Source organism: Halobacillus sp. Marseille-P3879 (assembly GCF_900240285.1).
In the GTDB taxonomy this organism is placed as follows: Bacteria; Bacillota; Bacilli; order Bacillales; family Halobacillaceae; genus Halobacillus_A.
In genome coordinates this window covers 296,666-313,792 of record NZ_OESS01000002.1, presented here as the reverse complement: position 1 = coordinate 313,792, position 17,127 = coordinate 296,666, and the positions used below count along the sequence as shown (strand labels likewise).

Here is a 17,127-nt window from a genome sequence, read left to right as displayed (position 1 = left end):
TCCTTAGAAATTTCAAGGGACAACACTATAACGATTAAAGAGGTGTGTTTTGTAATGGATCTCCTGCCAAAGGAATTTTATAATCAACCTACTCTTGAGCTGGCCAGATCCCTGTTAGGGTGCCGCCTGGTGAAAGAAACCACATCAGGAACAGCTTCAGGTTATATAGTTGAAACTGAAGCGTATATTGGTCCTGTTGATCGTGCAGCGCACAGCTACAACTATAAAAGAACAAAACGGACAGAAGTCATGTTTGGTCCTGCCGGCTTTGCTTACACGTATGTTATGCATACTCATTGTCTTGTCAACGTAGTCAGCGGTGTGGAGGGAAGCCCGGAAGCTGTGCTCATACGAGCCGTAGAACCGGTAGAAGGAATCAAACTCATGTATGAAAGGCGTGGAGATAAAAAGGAAAAAGACTTAACGAACGGACCAGGAAAATTAACCAAAGCTCTGGGAATTACAAAAGAGGATTACGGCCGCTCCTACCTCACTCCTCCTCTTTACCTAACCTCCGGCTTCTCTCCTGTCAGTATTTCACAAGGGACCCGGATTGGGATTGAGAATTCAGGCGAAGCCCGTGATTTTCCATGGCGTTTCTGGGTAACCAATAATAAATTTGTTTCTAAATAATTCCGAATAGACCTCCTTATTTAGTTAATACTTAAAGTAGATATCTATAAGGAGGTTCCTTTAAATGAACAAAGGTGACTATCATTTAGCCCGCCTTACTGAAACTGAAAGAGAAAAATTATCAAGTTTAGAAAAAGAAATTGGGAAAGTATTGATTGCCTGGGAAGGCGATCAGCCATTTCACAAAGAAACCAGCGATCAATAAAAAATGTCCAGTATCTGCTCACTCCAGATACTGGACTATTATTATTCCTCCTCGACAATATGTTTAAGTTTATCGATTTTATTATCCCAGTATTGGTCGAAGAAGCTCAACCAATCCCTCACTTCCATAAGTTCATCAGGCTGCAGAGAATAAATTTTCTCCCTGCCGGACTTTCTCGGTTTTACCAGCCGTGCCTCTTCAAGTACATTTAAATGCTTTACCACGGCCGTCCGAGTAAATTCAAAATGTTTACTTATTGCCTTAATAGAATACTCCTCATTGGCTAACATCTGAAGTATTTTTCGCCTCGCAGGATCAGCAATAGCCTGATATACATCATGTGATTGACGGACATCCATCAGCCTTCTACTGCCTTTCTCAGTTTCTCATGAACAATCATTTCCCATCCTTTATTCATGGTATTACGTGTATCCAACTGAGTTTTTGATGTTACGCTCATAACTTCTTCTGGCTGACCCCAGCCGGAATGCACTAATGTAAATTCTGTCTTCCTATTCTCTACTTCTTTCAAATAAAAAGAGACGACCCACCCCCGGTCGCCCCAGGTAAAGGAAAGTTCATATGGTTTATTCACTGTAACCACCTGACAAGGCGAATCTTCAAATTGAGACTTAATTGTAAACTTATACCCTTCAACAGGTTTGAAATCGTTCGGCATAAACCACTCCTCAATTCCTTCAGATGTAGCTACAGCTTTCCATACGCGTTCAATCGGAGCATCAAACAAAGCTTTCTTTTTTATTTCAGGAACCTTATCATTCGAAGATTGTGTCATCTGCTATTCTCCTCCTCAAAAATATAACCAATAGGTGTTATAATTAATTGTAACACCTATTGGTTATATTTCAAACTGCCTCCTCATGATGAGGTGGCACATAAAATCACAAGATGACTTTTTTCCTGACTAAAAAACCAAAGGCAGATCTATATGTGAGACCCGCCTTTTTTGCATACTTGTTAATCTTTTAATTTTATTTGTTTAGTGTCGGCATATTTTTGAATCATTTTTTTAAAAGCAATGATTTCTTCCTTAGATTGGAAAAACCATTTTGGCAGAATCATAGCACTTTGCTTGGAAAGATAAAGTTGAAACAAATCCTGCTGTTCATAAATAGAGATAATATCTGTCCAGGCATAACGGTTCATTGAATTCCTTGTTTTCTGCTGAATGATTCCCGGACGGAAAACATAATTGACCTCCTGCTGAAGAGCTGAGTTCTTTTTATACTCTCTCGAAGCTCTTAAATTTATCATTAGTACGAGAAATAACACCATAAACCCTGCTAACAAAAAGGAAACAACAGCAGTGAAAATAATAGAAAACAAAAGCGGAGCTTCCATTGACTGAAAGCTAACAAAGAAGAATAAAGCGAATGCAGCTGCAAAATAGAACAGCTTGACCTTTTTCATATGATAATTGCTATGCCTTCTATAATCTGCTGATGTCAATTTGCCGCTGACCGAGATTTTTTGATTTTCCTTCATGACACCACTCCTCAAAAGCACAATTCCTTTCTTAGCTTATCATGAAGCGCTCGTTTTTTGTTAAAAAATCATCTTAAAATCCATCCTCCACGAAAGGTTATCAGAACTCGGTATTATGCCTTACTTCAAGTTTCTGCAATTCTTCTTTATTTATCTCTTATCCAGCTAAACAAGTAATCTTATACCCTTCTAATGAACTAGGCATAAATACTTGTTTTTCTATATTTTCAATAGATTTACATAAAATTTTAGTTCTATTAATAATCGTTCATTAATATTGCGGATGTACAAGCTTTTAGTAGAAAGGGAGGAATCAATTTGTTGAAAAAATCCGCAGCATTACTAGTAAGCTCAACCATTTTATTTTCAGGTGCCAGTTTGGGAGATAAAGGCTCTGTTTATGCAGAGGAATCGAATTCCGGAAATGAAAACGTAAAAAATGTTATCTACATGATTCCAGATGGTTACTCTGCAGGTTACGCCACGAATTATCGATGGTTTAAAGGGGAGGATTCTTCATTTGACCCTTATTTGAAAGGGATGATGAAAACATACTCAGAAGATACTGAAGTAACAGACTCTGCGGCCGCCGGAACTGCTATGGCAACCGGAAGTAAAACAAACAACGGTATGGTGGGTGTAACGCCCGACGGAGAAAAACTAGATAGTATACTTAATGCTTCAGAAAATGCCGGAAAATCATCAGGTCTAGTAGCCACCTCAACGATCACCCATGCCACACCTGCTGTATTTGCTTCTCATGTTGAGGATCGCGATAACGAAGCAGGGATTGCTCCTCAGCTGCTTGAAAATGATGTGGACATCCTGTTAGGCGGCGGCAAGGAAATGTTTTTACCTGAATCTGAAGGTGGCCAGCAGGCTGAGAACTTAATACAACAAGCGGAAGAAGATGGATATGCTTTTGCAGAAACGAAAGATGAGCTTATGGATCTGAAGAAGAAAGATAGAATATTAGGGCTCTTTGCGGATGAAGCACTTAGTCCTGAATTAGAACGCAGCGAAACGGAAGAACCAAGCTTATCAGATATGACCTCTACAGCCATAGACTCACTTTCTCAGGATGAAGACGGCTTTTTCCTAATGGTAGAAGGAAGCCAGATTGATTGGGCGGGGCACGCTCATGATGCAGCATGGGCTATGAATGATACTGCAGCCTTTGAGAAAGCAGTAGAAGAAGCCATAGAATACGCAAAGGAGGATAAAGAAACTCTGGTCGTTATTGCGGGGGATCATGAAACAGGCGGAATGACTGTAGGATCAAATGGAGAATATGACGTCAAGCAGGATGTAATCCAGGGTGTCAGTGCTACAGGGGACCACATGGCTGAACAATTAAATAAAGATCGTTCAAACGTTGCTCAAGTAGTAGAAGAATATACAAGTGTTGAGTTATCTGAAGAAGAAATAGAAACAATCCGTTCCTCAGAAAAACCGAATGAAGCTATAAATAATGCAGTCAGCGACCACGCACTTGTAGGCTGGACGAGCTCTGTGCACACTGGAGTGGACGTACCGATTTATGCGTACGGCCCTGCCTCAAATGACTTTAGCGGACTCGTCAACAATACGGACATTCCTAAAAAAATGGCTTCCGCTATGGGGGTGGAATTGGGAAACCACTCAGAGAACAACGAAAAGGATAACAAAGACAAGCAAATGACATGGAAAAACAAAAACAATAAAAACTACGCAACACCTGCGAATGGCTGGAATGAGTGGAGTGTAGTAGATTATTTGAAATCTAAAGGATACCCTGCAGGTTTTTCTTTCAGAGGTAAAGTTGCAGCCAGCTACAACGTAAAAAATTATAAAGGAACAGCTCCTCAAAACATTACAATGCTTGAGCAATTAAAGGAAGAGTTAAATTAATAAAGAAGAAGCAGCCTGAAATCCCGGCTGCTTCTTCTTTATTTTCTGAGGAATTTACGTAAAGCTTAATTTAGAGTAGTTTCCATTCCCCTACCCAATTCTAACTAATTAAAAGTAAATAAAATAAACAGCCGCTGCTAATACAAGCCGGTAAACCGCAAAAGGCATAAGCTTTACTTTCTCTATCACTTTAAGGAAGAAACGTATCGAGAATAAAGCAAATAGGAAAGCTGTTATAAATCCTGCTATGAAAAAGGGAAGGGCTTCCATACTAAAATATGACCAGTTCTTAACTAAGGAAAGTCCGCTGGCCCCTAGCATAATAGGAACAGCCATTATAAACGTAAAGTCGGCTGCAGAGCGATAGCTCATACCCAGTAAAACCCCCCCTGAGATCGTGGCCCCAGATCTTGAAAAACCAGGCCACAAGGAAAAACACTGAATTAACCCTACTGTAAAGGCCTGACGATAGGTAATATCATCTACCGTTAAAGTAACAGGTGCTTTTAAACGCCATCTGTCTGCAGCTACCATTAATAATGATCCGAGAATAAGACCGATCACTACCGTAGACACAGAAAACAAGTAGGTATCGATAAAATTCTCAAAACTAAAACCGAGTATAACTGCTGGTAACAATCCTATTGCAATGTGACTGACCTTTAAGCCTTTAACCTGTTTAGAATGCGAATTCATAAAGGTACTAAGTAATTCTTGAAACCTTTTTTTAAATACAAAAACCACGGCACATATTGAACCTAATTGCACAACGATTTTAAATGTGTTGGCTACATATTCTGTAAGGAATTCCCCGGAATGAAGCCATAAATCATCTACCAGAATCATATGTCCTGTTGAGGAGATCGGCGCAAACTCAGTCAGCCCTTCAACCATTCCTAAAACGATCACTTTTAAAAAAGCAATAATCTCCATAAATTAACCTTCCCGGAAATTAATTAGATCCCGAAACACCTCAACGTTGACAAAGCTCCGCGAGAAGTCAGGGAGAACTTCCATCCATTTCACTCCAGACAAGGTGCCGGTAAGCAGGATTGTCCCGAAGAATACACTCATTAAGAGAGCAGCAAGTCCCATCCATTCTATGTCTTGTTTGCTGGCCCTATTCCATTTATTTTTCATAATCGTTCTCCTTATTTTTCATAATCCTCCTTCAATTTTTTGAGAAACTAAACCGGGAATTATGGAAACACACAAGGCGAACTTTTGTAATAAACAGCATAGAAGGAACTTGGTTTAATGGAAAAAGAAAAATAGTTCTTTATAAAGAATAACTGTTGATTCACTTTTATAGGGAGAAATAGAATGTCTTTGTGCTTACATAATAGAGGCGTAGATTGAGAAAACACTGTAACTGCCGCAAAAGAATCATTAACAGTCGAAGTGAACCTTGTGTTATATTGTACAAGTGCTCTACATATGGAAAGCCTGGAAAAAGGAAACAAAGCGAACAATAGTAATAGAATAAGTAAAACGTTCTTTCTCTTCATTTCTTATCCGCCCATTCCAGATAGTTATATATAAGGTGGTCATTCCTTGATATTTTTAATATACCCTAATGTTTTCATTTCAGGGATAGAGAGGAAGACCTATTTAAAGGAATTTCTTCCGTGGGGATTCATACAAATTATTACCCTATACAGTTTTTTTAATGATTAACATTCTATTGGCGCTGCTTTGAAATTCATAAGGGACATCTTCTTCTCGTGTCATGTAACCTTCTTCTGTTAAATATGCGATTAACCTATCCATATTTTCATAACGTTTTCCTTCTAAATCAACCGTGGGAAAAATACGCACTTCTTCTTTTGAGACTCGGATCATCTCTTCAATCGCAGCCAAATGAAAATCTTCACTCATCCGATCTGCATACATAAATAGAAAGTGTGCAGATAAAACAATATCAAACTCTTGGTCTTTAAACGGCAGTTCAGGCAGAGTAACTGGTATGTAGTTTTCTTTAGCCCGGTTCATATCCTTAACAGACTCCTCCAGTGCCCTCATCCTATGTTCTCGTAAATTCTCAACCCCGCTAAAATAAGTCCATACATAATTCTCCCTGGCTTTGTCTATATTCTCCATTGCATGATTAAAATCTTTCATTCCTTTATTTTTAAGTTGATCTGCAGAATGGCAGTACGCAATATCAGCTGCTGAAATATCAAGCCCCCTCTGTCTTCCCACTGCAGTAAAGGAACATGCACCAGCAGGACAGTCGAGAATTCTTTTATTCTTAAGTGCGTTTTCTGATAAAGCAAACATGCTCAAATATTCTTCATAGGTTCTGCCTATAAAAATAATTTTTTCCAAATCCAGCTTGACTTTCTCATTATTCATCCATCTTCACCTCGTATTAATAAAGATTCTGTACTTTCCCATGCATAGGCTGCTTCAATGAAGGATTCCCCTGCTACGGCAATTTGCTTTTTATCTATTAAGCGGGCACCAAGATGTTGATAAAATTTCCACGAAGGATTATCCTTGAGCACCCACACCATTAAGTTACGGATCCCTGATTTATTTAGTTTATCAGCTGAGAATTCAACTAAACCTTTGCCTATTCCCTGTCCCTGGACCTCTTTATAAAGATAAAGAGCATACAATTCTCCCTCATAAGGATAATTCCCGGTTCGTTCCTTCCCGAAATGACAAAACCCCACAATTTCTTCAGCTTTGTTAACAGCTACGTAAATAAAGCTGACTTCGTTATCCTCTTCTAAAATGCTCCGCCATTTCTCAATTTTTGTTTCGGAATTTAGAGAATCAAGAAAGGATTGAGGCAGAATTTCCTTATAAGTTGTCTTCCAGCTGCTCGTACTTACCTTGGCTATGCCTTCCGCATCATTTACTACCGCTATTCGAATTTTAAATTTGCTCATTTCCTCGTGACCCGCTCTTTTTCTCCACATAGGTTAAAGACATATGCTGTTCGCTCTCCTACCACACTCCATCTATTACCATGCAAGGTCACAGCGGTACCTTCAGGAATCGCAAGTACAGGAAAACCGTTTCTATTTACACGTCTAAATAGAAACGGATCTTCTTCCTGTCTATAGTGGCAATGAATCTCCATATGCTTTATGAGATTAATACCACTATAGTGATCTTCTAATCTGCTAATCCAGCTTCCGAATATGATCGCTCCAGCACTTTGACCATAAAGTATACCCCCGTTATAAAAATAAGACCTCAACACTTTTGCAAATCGTGCTTCCTCCACCTTTTTCAGTAAATCTAAAGAATCACCACCGCTAAAATATACAGCAGAAAACTGTTGTAAGTCTTGTAAGCTTCTATTCCTTATGTCCGTCCACATCGTTGTCTTTTCAATACCGGCTCTTCTAAGAAGTTGATACGCATATTCCCAGCATTCCTCGTAGGGCCGGGATTTAGGATTACCAGCAAGCGGGATATACAATACTGGTTTCTCTTTCTTTATGTTTGCTGCTAAGTGTTGATGGATCACTTCAGTTTGTTCCGCTTTACCTCCTCCACAAAGGAAGATAGTTCCACAATTATTCATCGTTGACCTCTCTTGCATAAGAGGGTAAACCAATTTGGTTTTTCCAGCCTTCTTGAGTTTTTATTTTACCTTTTTCAATCAACTCTGCATTTTGTAAAATTTGTGCAAGCTCCTTCCTCTATTTAACTTTTTTAAAGGAGTTCGTATGAAATTCCTGAACATGCTTCCCTTGTTCTATCCTTTGAACGAAATAACCATCAGTCAGACGGTCAATCAGCTTCTTCCAGAAAGCCTGTGATGGTTTGTTCTTCTCCATCTGATAGACCGTCCATACCCCGGGAAATCTGTTAAATAATTGAACAGCTGCTGTTTTGCCAAAGCCCTGTCCATGGTACTTAGCCACGATAAAGAACTCTTCAATAGTATTCGGCTGCTCTTCAGATTGAGCTTCAATTAAAGCAAAACCGATCAGCTCATCATAGAGTTTAATAAAATAAGCGTGAAAGTGATCATTCTCCCAGTACTTATCCAGGTTAAACCATTTATAGGTCCCGTCTTCTTCCAGCTGAATCGCTGGTATAAACTTACTAAACTCATAAGAGTAAAACTGCATTAGATTATGTAAAATGAATTCTTCCTCGGGTTTTACTTCCTGAACTATAACCACGCTCCCCCTCCTCTCTCTAGATTTAAATAAAAAAAGACAACGGTTACAATAGTTACGGAATTTTTTAAATTTTTCGCGGTTAGTCCTGGCTATTGATAATATAATAACTTCTTAAGGTCAGTCACCCCTTCCCCTAATTATTATCCCAGTACAATAATTTCAAGGTTTATTAGCAGGGAGAGACCCAATAAAGAAGGAACGTCCTGTAATCATTTTAACATAAAAACCCAATCTGCTTTTTCACCAAAAAAATCAACCAGCCGAATGACTGGTTGATTTTTTTAAACCTGCTTTCTTCGTTTCTTTTTCTCCGCTGATATTTCCTGATTGGCTGATTTAAAGAATGAGTACCCCATTAATAAGACAACTACAGAGAATGGGAAAGCAGCTATAATTAAAACATTTTGCAATCCCTGGGTTCCTCCAAAGTAAACAATGATGGCTGCCATAGCTGAAAGACTTAAGCCCCAGACAATTTTCACCATTCCTGAAGGATTGAGTGAACCAGACGTTGACAGCATACCCAGTACGAAAGTAGCCGAATCTGCAGATGTAATAAAGAATACCGCAATTACGACAATCGTAACGAATGACATAAGCATCCCAAGCGGGTATTGCTCAAGCATAGCGAATGTGGCCGTCTCCATCGGGAAGTCTGAAATAGTTGCAACTCCCTGCTGTTCGAGATCTAAAGCAGAAACCCCGAAGACAGCAAAAAAGATAAAACATACTAAAGAAGGCACGAATAGGACGCCCATCATGAATTCTTTGATTGTACGACCTCTTGAAATACGTGCAATAAAAATACCGACAAATGGAGACCAGGATATCCACCATGCCCAATAAAAGATAGTCCAACTGTCAATCCATGTACGTCCTTCTTCATCTAATGGAGCGATACGAAAACTCATATTAAAAAAGTTTGTAATATAACCTCCAAGTGAATCAGTAAACATATTCAGAATATACAAAGTCGGCCCGACAATGAGTAAAAGGATCATCAGAAGAAATCCAAGAATCATATTAATATTACTCAAATATTTAATACCGCGGCTTACTCCCGACCATGCGGAGAATATAAACAATCCTGTGGCAATAACTAAAATAAGCAGCTGTACCCAATAATTGTTGGGTGTATTAAACAGGAAACCAAGCCCTTCATTTATTTGTGCCGTACCAAAACCTAAAGTAGCTGCCACCCCCACTACTGTGGCGACAACGGCTAAAGTGTCAACGAGCTTTCCAGCAAAACCTTCCATCCGTTTCTTGCCAAAAATCGGCACAAGTGTAGCACTTACCAATCCAGGATATCCTCGGTGAAACTTAAAATAGGCGAGAACTAATGCGACAAGTGCGTATACTGCCCACGCATGAATTCCCCAGTGGAAAAACGAGAACTGAAGCGACTCTTTAATCGCTTGATCGCTTCCTGCTTCCGCACGGGGACTGCTTAAGAAAGCATGAGAAATAGGTTCTGCAGTTGTCCAGAAAACTAAACCCATTCCCATGCCTGCACTAAACAGCATGGCAAACCACGCAGGTAAACTAAATTCGGGAGTATCATTTTCCCTGCCAAGTTTAATTTTGTTAAAACGCGAAAAAATTAAATATATGCAGAATACCAGCATGATCATGATAATCAACAAATAATACCAGCCAAATCTAGTAGAAATGAAAGAAGTTGCTTCCGCCGTGACATTTTTTAAATTCTCGGGTGCTACTACTCCCCACAATACAAACAACACACAAACAGCAAGACCATACCAAAAAACGTACGTTACTTTCTTCATAGATTCACCTCTTATGTAATAATAAATTTCCAAGAAAAAACAATGTTAAATGGATGGAACGCAATAACAGTTTCATATATTACATACGAATCAGCCTTATTGCAAACGCTCTTAGTCTAAAATATGAGAAAATGCCGCATTTTTCGACATGTTTATCTTTTATTCCACTATGCCAAAAGCCCCCTCTCTTCAAGGTTTCTTCAATATTTACCCCTATTTAGACAAAAAAATCAATAAAACAAAAAACTTTTTATACAAAATGAAAAGTTATCACTGAACGTCACTGAGCTTCACTGACGTTCACTGAACGATCTGAATGCCACTGAGTGGTACTCAGCAGATTTGGAGAAGAAAAAAAGAGCCTGCTATGATTTAAGTTATTCGCGACATCAACTCGAGGAGGCATTAATTATGACGAACAAAAAAATCCCACTTGTCGATACGGACATTCATGAACGCGTACAGTACACAGACATTCTGGACAGACTGGAAGAACCGTTTCGACATTACATTGAGAACTGCCATTGGATCCAGGAAAAACATATGCCCTACACTCAGCCCTCAGTGGCAGGGGTCGATCGTGCAGATGCTAAACTTCCAGATGGCCGCCCGGCAGGCTCAGATCTTTCTTTTATGCAGGAGCAGCTGTTAGATGAGATAGGTCATGAGTACGGGATTTTAACCAGTGCTCTTGATCCTTCCCCTTCTTCCATGCACGGCTGGCATGAAATGGCAGGTGCTTTAGCCACAGCCTATAACGACTGGCAAATTGAAAATTGGTTAGAGATGGATGAGCGCTTATATGGTTCCGTGCACATTGCAGCTCAGGATCCTGAAGCAGCGGTTAGAGAGATTGAAAGAGTAGGTCCTCATCCAAAAATGGTGCAGGTTCTCCTCCCCATTGATGACATTATGTGGGGTCAACCTTACTACCACCCGATTTTTGAAGCAGCTGAAAAACATAATTTGATGATCGGCATGCACCACAATGAACCACCGGTTTATTACGGAAAATGGCCTAGTTATTTTATTGAATGGCACACTTTAATACCGACTGCTCATATGAAACAGATTACTAATATGATGTTTAATGGAGTATTTGAGAAATTCCCAAACCTTGGGCTTATGATGATCGAAGGCGGGTTTACCTTTATTCCCCACCTCATGTGGAAGATGGATCAGCAATACCGTGATTTGCGTCACGAAGTACCGTGGCTGAAAAGAAAACCAAGCCAGATTATGAGAGAACAGGTACGATTTACTACTCAACCAGCCGAAGAGCTGACTAAAAAAGAATTCATGTCGCTTCTCGAACAAATGGGGACAGACGAAATGCTCTGTTTTTCTACAGATTACCCGCACTGGGACTATGACTCTCCACACAGAGCTTTACCAAATATGGAAGCAGAATTAAAGCAAAAGATTTTTTCAGATAACGCGAAGAATTTTTATCCTAAATTACCAAATGATTAAGGAGGAGCAGCTATGAGAGAACAAATCGTATGCAAAACTTCGGATATAGAACCAGGTGGAATGATGAAATCAAATTTCGGAAAACAAAATGTATTAATATGCCGCACTCCTGACGGCGAATTCTATGCATTTATGAATCAATGCATACACCAGGGCGCCCCTCTTGATAAAGGCATGGTCTGCGGTGCAACGACCTCTTCAAGTAAGCCAGGCGATTATGATTACTGTCATAAAGGAGAAATTATCCGGTGTCCCTGGCACGGAAGAGAATTCGATATAAAAAATGAAGGTAGAATGCTCGCCAATCCTAATAAAAAAATTCCGAGCTTTAACGTAAGAATTGAAGAAGAAAACGTTATTGTTTATAAATAATCGATGAAGAAGGTGAAAAAGATGAATCATACAGAAAACGTATCTGATGTCATTATTATCGGCGGAGGACCAACCGGGTTATTTGCTGCCTTTTATGGCGGTATGCGTGAAATGTCTGTGAAGGTTATAGACAGTCTGCCGCAAACCGGGGGTCAGTTGATGGCCTTGTATCCTGAAAAATATATTTATGACGTAGCCGGATGGCCAAAAGTGCGGGCAAAAGACTTAGTCCAGCAATTAGAAGAACAGGCCCGCCAATTTAATCCGGAGATCTGCCTTGAGGAGAATGTTCAAGACGTAGAAAAGCTGGACGACCACCTATTTAAAGTAACCACAACCGAAACCGTCCATTATGCGAAGACGATATTAATAACAAGTGGTGCGGGAGCCTTTCAGCCGAGACGCCTGAAGCATGAGACGGCATCTAAATATGAAGGTAAAAACCTATTCTATTCGGTAACCGACCTGCAGGCTCATAAAGGAAAAAGAGTGTGTATTTCAGGAGGAGGAGATTCTGCAGTCGATTGGGCGTTAATGCTATCTGACATTGCAGCAGAAACCACTCTTGTACATCGGAGAAATCAATTCCGCGCCCATGAGCACAGTATAAACCAATTAAAAGAAACAAACGTGCAAATTAAAACCCCTATGGCGATTGAAGATCTGATCGGTACGGAAGACTCGCTTCATTCGGTCGTGTTAAAAGAGCCGAAGGGAGAGGTTTCAGAAAACATCGAAGTCGATTCACTGATTGTTAACCACGGGTTTCTATCAAGTCTTGGAGCCATTAAGGAATGGGGATTAGAGCTCGAGAAGAATTCCATTGTCGTAAACCAGCAGATGGAAACCAACATTTCAGGGATTTATGCAGCTGGTGATATTACCACTTATCCAGGTAAAGTCAAACTAATAGCTACCGGTTTTGGTGAAGCGCCAACTGCAATCAGTCAGGCTAAGCATTACATTGATCCTGAAACGAGGGTGCAGCCGCCCCACAGTACAAGAGTACTGGGTGGAGAATAACTTTTGAACGTTTATCCACAGGAAAAAGAATATTATTATTCATTTAGTTTTCTATTTGAACTTTTTGTTACGTTTATAAAAATCAGTCCGCTTACATTTGGCGGCGGCTTGGCCATAATTCCTCATATTGAGTCAGTTATGGTGGAAAAGAAAAACTGGTTTGTCAAAGACGATATCCCCCGCATTGTTACAATTGCTCAATCCACCCCGGGATCAATTGCAATCAATGCCGCGATATATATCGGTTTTAGTTTAAGAGGGTTAAGCGGTGCGGTAGCTTCAATGCTGGGTTTACTCTTTCCTTCTGCCTTAATCGTAACCTTGTTAACATACTTGTTTCTAACTTACCATGACCTGGCGATTATTCAGGAGGCATTTAAAGGAATTAGACCCGCTATTGTAGGGCTGATTTTCTTCGCTGCTTTTAAAATAGGAAGAATTGCTCTTCAAGATCGATTGACCGTGTTGGTGTTTATATCTGCAATTGGTTTACTCGCCGTCCTAGACACCTCCCCACTATTTTTAATTGCCGGGGGCATCTTAATCGGATGGATCTCCTATACTTATCGTTGTAAAAGGAGATAGTTTATATGCAGTCCATTCTACTTTTCATCGAGTTTTTTAAAATAGGATTATTTGGTTTCGGGGGCGGCTATGCGATGATACCGCTTATGGATCGTGCCGTCGAAAAACATGAGTGGCTTACTCCTGAGCAGTTTGCTGATATCGTTGCAGTCGCAGGCTCGGCTCCAGGACCAATCGCAACGAATTCAGCTTTATTTATAGGTTACCAAACCTCTGGTATTGGAGGGGCCGTCATAGCAGGAGTCAGTACTTTACTACCCTCCCTCATAATTGTATTCCTGCTCATTAAAGTAATAGCCCGGTATCAGAATACGAGTCTACTAAGTTCTGGAATGTATGGCATCCATCCTGTGATCACTGCTTTAATTTTATTCGCTGGAATCCGAATGGGGAGGCAGAACGGACTATTCTCGCTTTCAGTTGAGTATTCCCAGCTGATCATTATGGCGGCTGCATTCATCCTGCTTTATAAGAAAGTATCGCCTGTTTGGGTAGTCACCTTATCGGGAATAGCAGGCATACTCATCTATCATTTTTAGGAGGTAAGCGTAATGAGAATTGAAAAGATGTATATTAATGGTGAGTGGGTTGAAGCAGCTTCTGGAAATACCCGCACAATCATTAATCCATTTAATCAGGAGACTATCGCGCAAGTTCCTGAAGGGGACGAAACGGATACAGTCTCTGCCATACAGGCAGCAAGAGAAGCCTTTGATGAGGGAGAATGGCGTAACATCCCGGCTTCTACACGTGGAAAGCTTGTATTAAAAATTGCCGAGCTTATCGAACGCGATGTGCAAGAACTGGCTGAACTGGAAACACTGGATTCAGGTAAAACCCTTACTGAAAGTATTGATGATATGAACGATATTGCAGAAGTTTTTCGTTATTATGGAGGACTCGCTGACAAAGATGGTGGAGAAGTTATTGCTTCCCCCATCCCTGATTCCAGGAGCAAGGTGGTTAGAGAACCTGTGGGAGTCTGCGGGCAGATTACACCATGGAATTATCCTCTGTTACAAGCTTCCTGGAAAATAGCACCTGCTTTAGCTGCAGGGAACACAATGATCATCAAGCCGAGCGAAATTACGCCGCTCACAACTATAAAAGTGACCGAGCTTATCGAAGAAGCTGGTGTACCTAAGGGTGTAGTTAACTTAGTGTTAGGATCGGGGGCAAAAACAGGACAGCTCCTTGCTGAAAGCCATGAGGTGGACTTAATATCATTTACCGGTGGAATTGAAACCGGCCGCAAAATAATGACCGCTGCTTCAAGCAATTTTAAAAAGGTTGCCCTGGAGCTTGGCGGCAAAAATCCAAACATCGTATTTGAAGATGCAGATTTTGATACAGCCTTAGACCAGGCACTTAATGCTGTGTTCTTCCATGCCGGGCAAGTCTGTTCAGCTGGAGCACGGCTGCTCGTCCACGATGCTATTCATGACCGGTTTGTTGAAGAACTCGTGAAACGAACGAAGCAAATCAAGCTCGGCAGCGGTTTCGACGACACGACTCAATCAGGTCCGCTCATTTCAAACGACCACCTTAAAAAAGTAGAAAACTATGTAGCTATCGGAATTAAAGAAGGAGCCAGTCTTATGACAGGAGGGAAGCGTCCTGAGGCTGAGGAATTACAAGCAGGTTTTTTCTTTGAACCTACCATTTTTACCGAATGTGATTCTTCTATGCGCATCGTTCAGGAAGAAACATTTGGTCCTATATTGACGATTGAAAGGTTCGATACAGAAGAACAAGCCGTTACATTAGCCAATGATACAATCTACGGCCTTGCCGGGGCAGTATGGACAACAAATATAAGAAAAGCTGAACGAGTAGCAGGCGAACTACGCATGGGTACTGTTTGGATAAATGACTTCCATCCTTACTTCGCCCAGGCTCCCTGGGGAGGATATAAATCTTCTGGAATTGGGAGAGAACTTGGGAAACAAGGACTGGAAGAATATACGGAAGTAAAACATATCTATGAAAACACAAACCCGTCTCCGCTTCACTGGTTCTAAATAGACAAAGGTTCAGCCCGCAATTCCGGCTGAACCTTTGGTTTACCTGAACAGACTTATGCTTCCACTATCTGCCTTTCAAATTAATGCAAGTGAAAACAGCCTGCTTATCATTAATGTTTTTAAATGAGCAGACACTCATGGTTGTACATATAAGAATATTTAAGATCAATAAATAAAAAGTGTTGGTCCGTCAAGGGAAAACTAAAAGTCCGAATCATATCTTTTGTCTCTATGTCAGAATAAATATCCGACAATATGCCTCTCCCGGCCGTTTTCATTTGCATCACATTTTCTAAGAAATAAGGTCGGAATGCCCAGTTGGACCCTTTTTTGTGCGGCTCGAGCTCCCATAATTTCTCGTGCTTCCTGAAGTTGGAAGAGATTTGCTGGCCGTCACTATTGCACACAAACATTCTAAAGCTTTCATTATCAAATTGGCTTGTTACCCAATCTATAAACAAATCTACTTTTTTGGGGCCTTCCCACTTCGAGAGAATCTCCTTCACTTTATTTTCCCAGGCGGAAACGAGTTCAAGACGCTGCTCAATTAAAGACTTTTCCCTTTGAATATAACTGGCTACCTTGTTCGTAAGGTTAATGGAAAGGTCTGTTTTTGATAGAAGATCGAAGTCGGGCTTAGCTAAATAAAACCCTTGATAGTACCGCCCTCCATGTTTCCAGGCAAAATGGAGTTGAAAATTATCTTCAATATTTTCAAAGAGCAATGCTGCACCAATTCTCTGTGCCAGCATAGACAAGGAATACATAATATCTTGAAACCCCTCTGAATTGTGCCTGCGTATAGATTTCGTATCGATCTTTAAAATGTGAGGCTCAAGCTGACGAATACGATCAATATTCGAACTTTTAGCACCCACATGATCAATCGCCACTTGAATGCCGAACGTCTTATAGTAAAGAAGCAAATGATTAAGCTCTTCAAACTCCTCATCAAAATCATGTTCCGTCACTTCTATCACAATTCGGTCCATTTCAAACCCTTTTTGTTTATAGAGCAGCAAAGTCTCAAGTAAATCCTCGCCATCATTAATCATAAGTTGTTTGGCGTTACGATTGATAAAGAGGTAGCCTTCTTTATTGTCAGCAAGCATATCTGAAATAGCCAGCTGCAGCAGATGCTGATCCACTTCAACTTTAAATTCCTCCGGGACATCGCCATCATGAAAAAATTCTCCAAGACTTTTCCACTCTTCCATATGCTTAAAGCGTCCCAGTACTTCATAGCCGATAACATCATGTTTAATTGCGCTTATTACAGGCTGATAAACAGGTTTTATTTTATGTAAATGACTAACGATATCTAATGGATCCATACCTCTTCCCTCCTCTATTTCGTATATTAAAAAGCAGAAATCTACTATACGAATATCTTAATTATATATCCGTACTCCTGCGAATGTCATATAATTTTATGCAGATTTCCTCAATATTCGTGCCAGAACAGCTGTGGAAATCAT

At 40.3% G+C, this 17,127-nt stretch carries 20 protein-coding genes; 9 read left to right on the top strand and 11 right to left on the bottom strand.

Translation table 11 applies throughout. The annotated features are described in order from the left end of the window. The first annotated feature begins 54 nt into the window (after window positions 1-54). Entirely contained in the window at window positions 55-633 is a 579-nt protein-coding gene (locus tag C1A12_RS09375; protein ID WP_101843618.1) for a DNA-3-methyladenine glycosylase, read from the top strand. A 64-nt stretch (window positions 634-697) separates the two neighbouring features. Beyond that, window positions 698-838, top strand: a complete 141-nt coding sequence (locus C1A12_RS21095) for a hypothetical protein (RefSeq protein ID WP_159462177.1) — start codon at window positions 698-700, stop codon at window positions 836-838. A 41-nt stretch (window positions 839-879) separates the two neighbouring features. Here C1A12_RS21095 and C1A12_RS09370 read toward each other — a convergent pair whose 3' ends face one another. The 3 genes from C1A12_RS09370 to C1A12_RS09360 form a co-directional block, all read right to left on the bottom strand. After that, entirely contained in the window at window positions 880-1,197 is a 318-nt protein-coding gene (locus C1A12_RS09370) for a helix-turn-helix transcriptional regulator (RefSeq protein ID WP_101843617.1), read from the bottom strand. Beyond that, window positions 1,197-1,634, bottom strand: a complete 438-nt coding sequence (locus tag C1A12_RS09365; RefSeq protein ID WP_101843616.1) for an SRPBCC domain-containing protein — start codon at window positions 1,632-1,634, stop codon at window positions 1,197-1,199. The genes C1A12_RS09370 and C1A12_RS09365 overlap by 1 nt, the downstream gene beginning before the upstream one ends. A gap of 182 nt (window positions 1,635-1,816) precedes the next feature. Then, on the bottom strand, window positions 1,817-2,344 hold the full coding sequence (locus C1A12_RS09360; RefSeq protein ID WP_101843615.1) for a YcxB family protein: 528 nt from the start codon (window positions 2,342-2,344) through the stop codon (window positions 1,817-1,819). A 318-nt stretch (window positions 2,345-2,662) separates the two neighbouring features. On the opposite strand from C1A12_RS09360, the gene C1A12_RS09355 reads away from it, so the two are divergent. Continuing rightward, window positions 2,663-4,234 (top strand): alkaline phosphatase, encoded by a 1,572-nt coding sequence (locus tag C1A12_RS09355; protein ID WP_101843614.1) that lies wholly within the window; start codon window positions 2,663-2,665, stop codon window positions 4,232-4,234. Between the two features lie 108 nt (window positions 4,235-4,342). On the opposite strand, the gene C1A12_RS09350 is transcribed toward C1A12_RS09355, so the two are convergent. The 7 genes from C1A12_RS09350 to C1A12_RS09320 all read right to left on the bottom strand — a co-directional run bounded on the left by C1A12_RS09350 (window position 4,343) and on the right by C1A12_RS09320 (window position 10,172). Further along, window positions 4,343-5,167, bottom strand: coding sequence for an undecaprenyl-diphosphate phosphatase (locus C1A12_RS09350; protein WP_101843612.1), 825 nt, complete (start codon window positions 5,165-5,167; stop codon window positions 4,343-4,345). A 3-nt stretch (window positions 5,168-5,170) separates the two neighbouring features. Next, window positions 5,171-5,374, bottom strand: a complete 204-nt coding sequence (locus tag C1A12_RS09345) for a hypothetical protein (protein ID WP_101843611.1) — start codon at window positions 5,372-5,374, stop codon at window positions 5,171-5,173. 513 nt (window positions 5,375-5,887) lie between these two features. After that, entirely contained in the window at window positions 5,888-6,589 is a 702-nt protein-coding gene (locus C1A12_RS09340; protein ID WP_101843610.1) for an SAM-dependent methyltransferase, read from the bottom strand. Beyond that, a complete protein-coding gene (locus C1A12_RS09335) occupies window positions 6,586-7,131 on the bottom strand; it encodes a GNAT family N-acetyltransferase (RefSeq protein ID WP_159462176.1) in 546 nt (181 codons plus the stop codon). The genes C1A12_RS09340 and C1A12_RS09335 overlap by 4 nt, the downstream gene beginning before the upstream one ends. Beyond that, window positions 7,128-7,775 (bottom strand): Type 1 glutamine amidotransferase-like domain-containing protein, encoded by a 648-nt coding sequence (locus C1A12_RS09330; protein WP_159462175.1) that lies wholly within the window; start codon window positions 7,773-7,775, stop codon window positions 7,128-7,130. The genes C1A12_RS09335 and C1A12_RS09330 overlap by 4 nt, the downstream gene beginning before the upstream one ends. 118 nt (window positions 7,776-7,893) lie before the next feature. Further along, window positions 7,894-8,382 carry a GNAT family N-acetyltransferase gene (locus tag C1A12_RS09325; RefSeq protein WP_101843606.1) on the bottom strand — a complete coding sequence of 163 codons (489 nt, stop codon included), beginning with the start codon at window positions 8,380-8,382 and terminating at the stop codon, window positions 7,894-7,896. A gap of 281 nt (window positions 8,383-8,663) precedes the next feature. Continuing rightward, window positions 8,664-10,172: a BCCT family transporter gene (locus C1A12_RS09320; protein ID WP_101843605.1), complete on the bottom strand. Its 1,509-nt coding sequence runs from the start codon at window positions 10,170-10,172 to the stop codon at window positions 8,664-8,666. A 411-nt stretch (window positions 10,173-10,583) separates the two neighbouring features. Here C1A12_RS09320 and C1A12_RS09315 point away from each other — a divergent pair, with 411 nt between their 5' ends. From C1A12_RS09315 to betB, 6 genes are read left to right on the top strand one after another with little or no spacing between them, the layout of a single operon-like run. Beyond that, window positions 10,584-11,645 (top strand): amidohydrolase family protein, encoded by a 1,062-nt coding sequence (locus tag C1A12_RS09315; protein WP_101843604.1) that lies wholly within the window; start codon window positions 10,584-10,586, stop codon window positions 11,643-11,645. Window positions 11,646-11,657: 12 nt separating this feature from the next. Further along, the gene (locus C1A12_RS09310) at window positions 11,658-12,017 is read left to right on the top strand and encodes a Rieske (2Fe-2S) protein (protein ID WP_101843603.1); all 360 of its coding nucleotides are present in this window, start codon (window positions 11,658-11,660) and stop codon (window positions 12,015-12,017) included. Between the two features lie 21 nt (window positions 12,018-12,038). Then, window positions 12,039-13,040 carry an NAD(P)/FAD-dependent oxidoreductase gene (locus C1A12_RS09305; RefSeq protein WP_101843602.1) on the top strand — a complete coding sequence of 334 codons (1,002 nt, stop codon included), beginning with the start codon at window positions 12,039-12,041 and terminating at the stop codon, window positions 13,038-13,040. Window positions 13,041-13,043: 3 nt separating this feature from the next. Continuing rightward, the gene (locus tag C1A12_RS09300) at window positions 13,044-13,625 is read left to right on the top strand and encodes a chromate transporter (protein ID WP_101843601.1); all 582 of its coding nucleotides are present in this window, start codon (window positions 13,044-13,046) and stop codon (window positions 13,623-13,625) included. Between the two features lie 5 nt (window positions 13,626-13,630). Further along, the gene (locus C1A12_RS09295) at window positions 13,631-14,164 is read left to right on the top strand and encodes a chromate transporter (RefSeq protein ID WP_101843600.1); all 534 of its coding nucleotides are present in this window, start codon (window positions 13,631-13,633) and stop codon (window positions 14,162-14,164) included. A 12-nt stretch (window positions 14,165-14,176) separates the two neighbouring features. Beyond that, on the top strand, window positions 14,177-15,646 hold the full coding sequence (gene betB / locus C1A12_RS09290) for a betaine-aldehyde dehydrogenase (RefSeq protein ID WP_101843599.1): 1,470 nt from the start codon (window positions 14,177-14,179) through the stop codon (window positions 15,644-15,646). Window positions 15,647-15,768: 122 nt separating this feature from the next. Here betB and C1A12_RS09285 read toward each other — a convergent pair whose 3' ends face one another. Then, a complete protein-coding gene (locus tag C1A12_RS09285; protein WP_101843598.1) occupies window positions 15,769-16,983 on the bottom strand; it encodes an EAL domain-containing protein in 1,215 nt (404 codons plus the stop codon). Window positions 16,984-17,127: the final 144 nt, after the last annotated feature.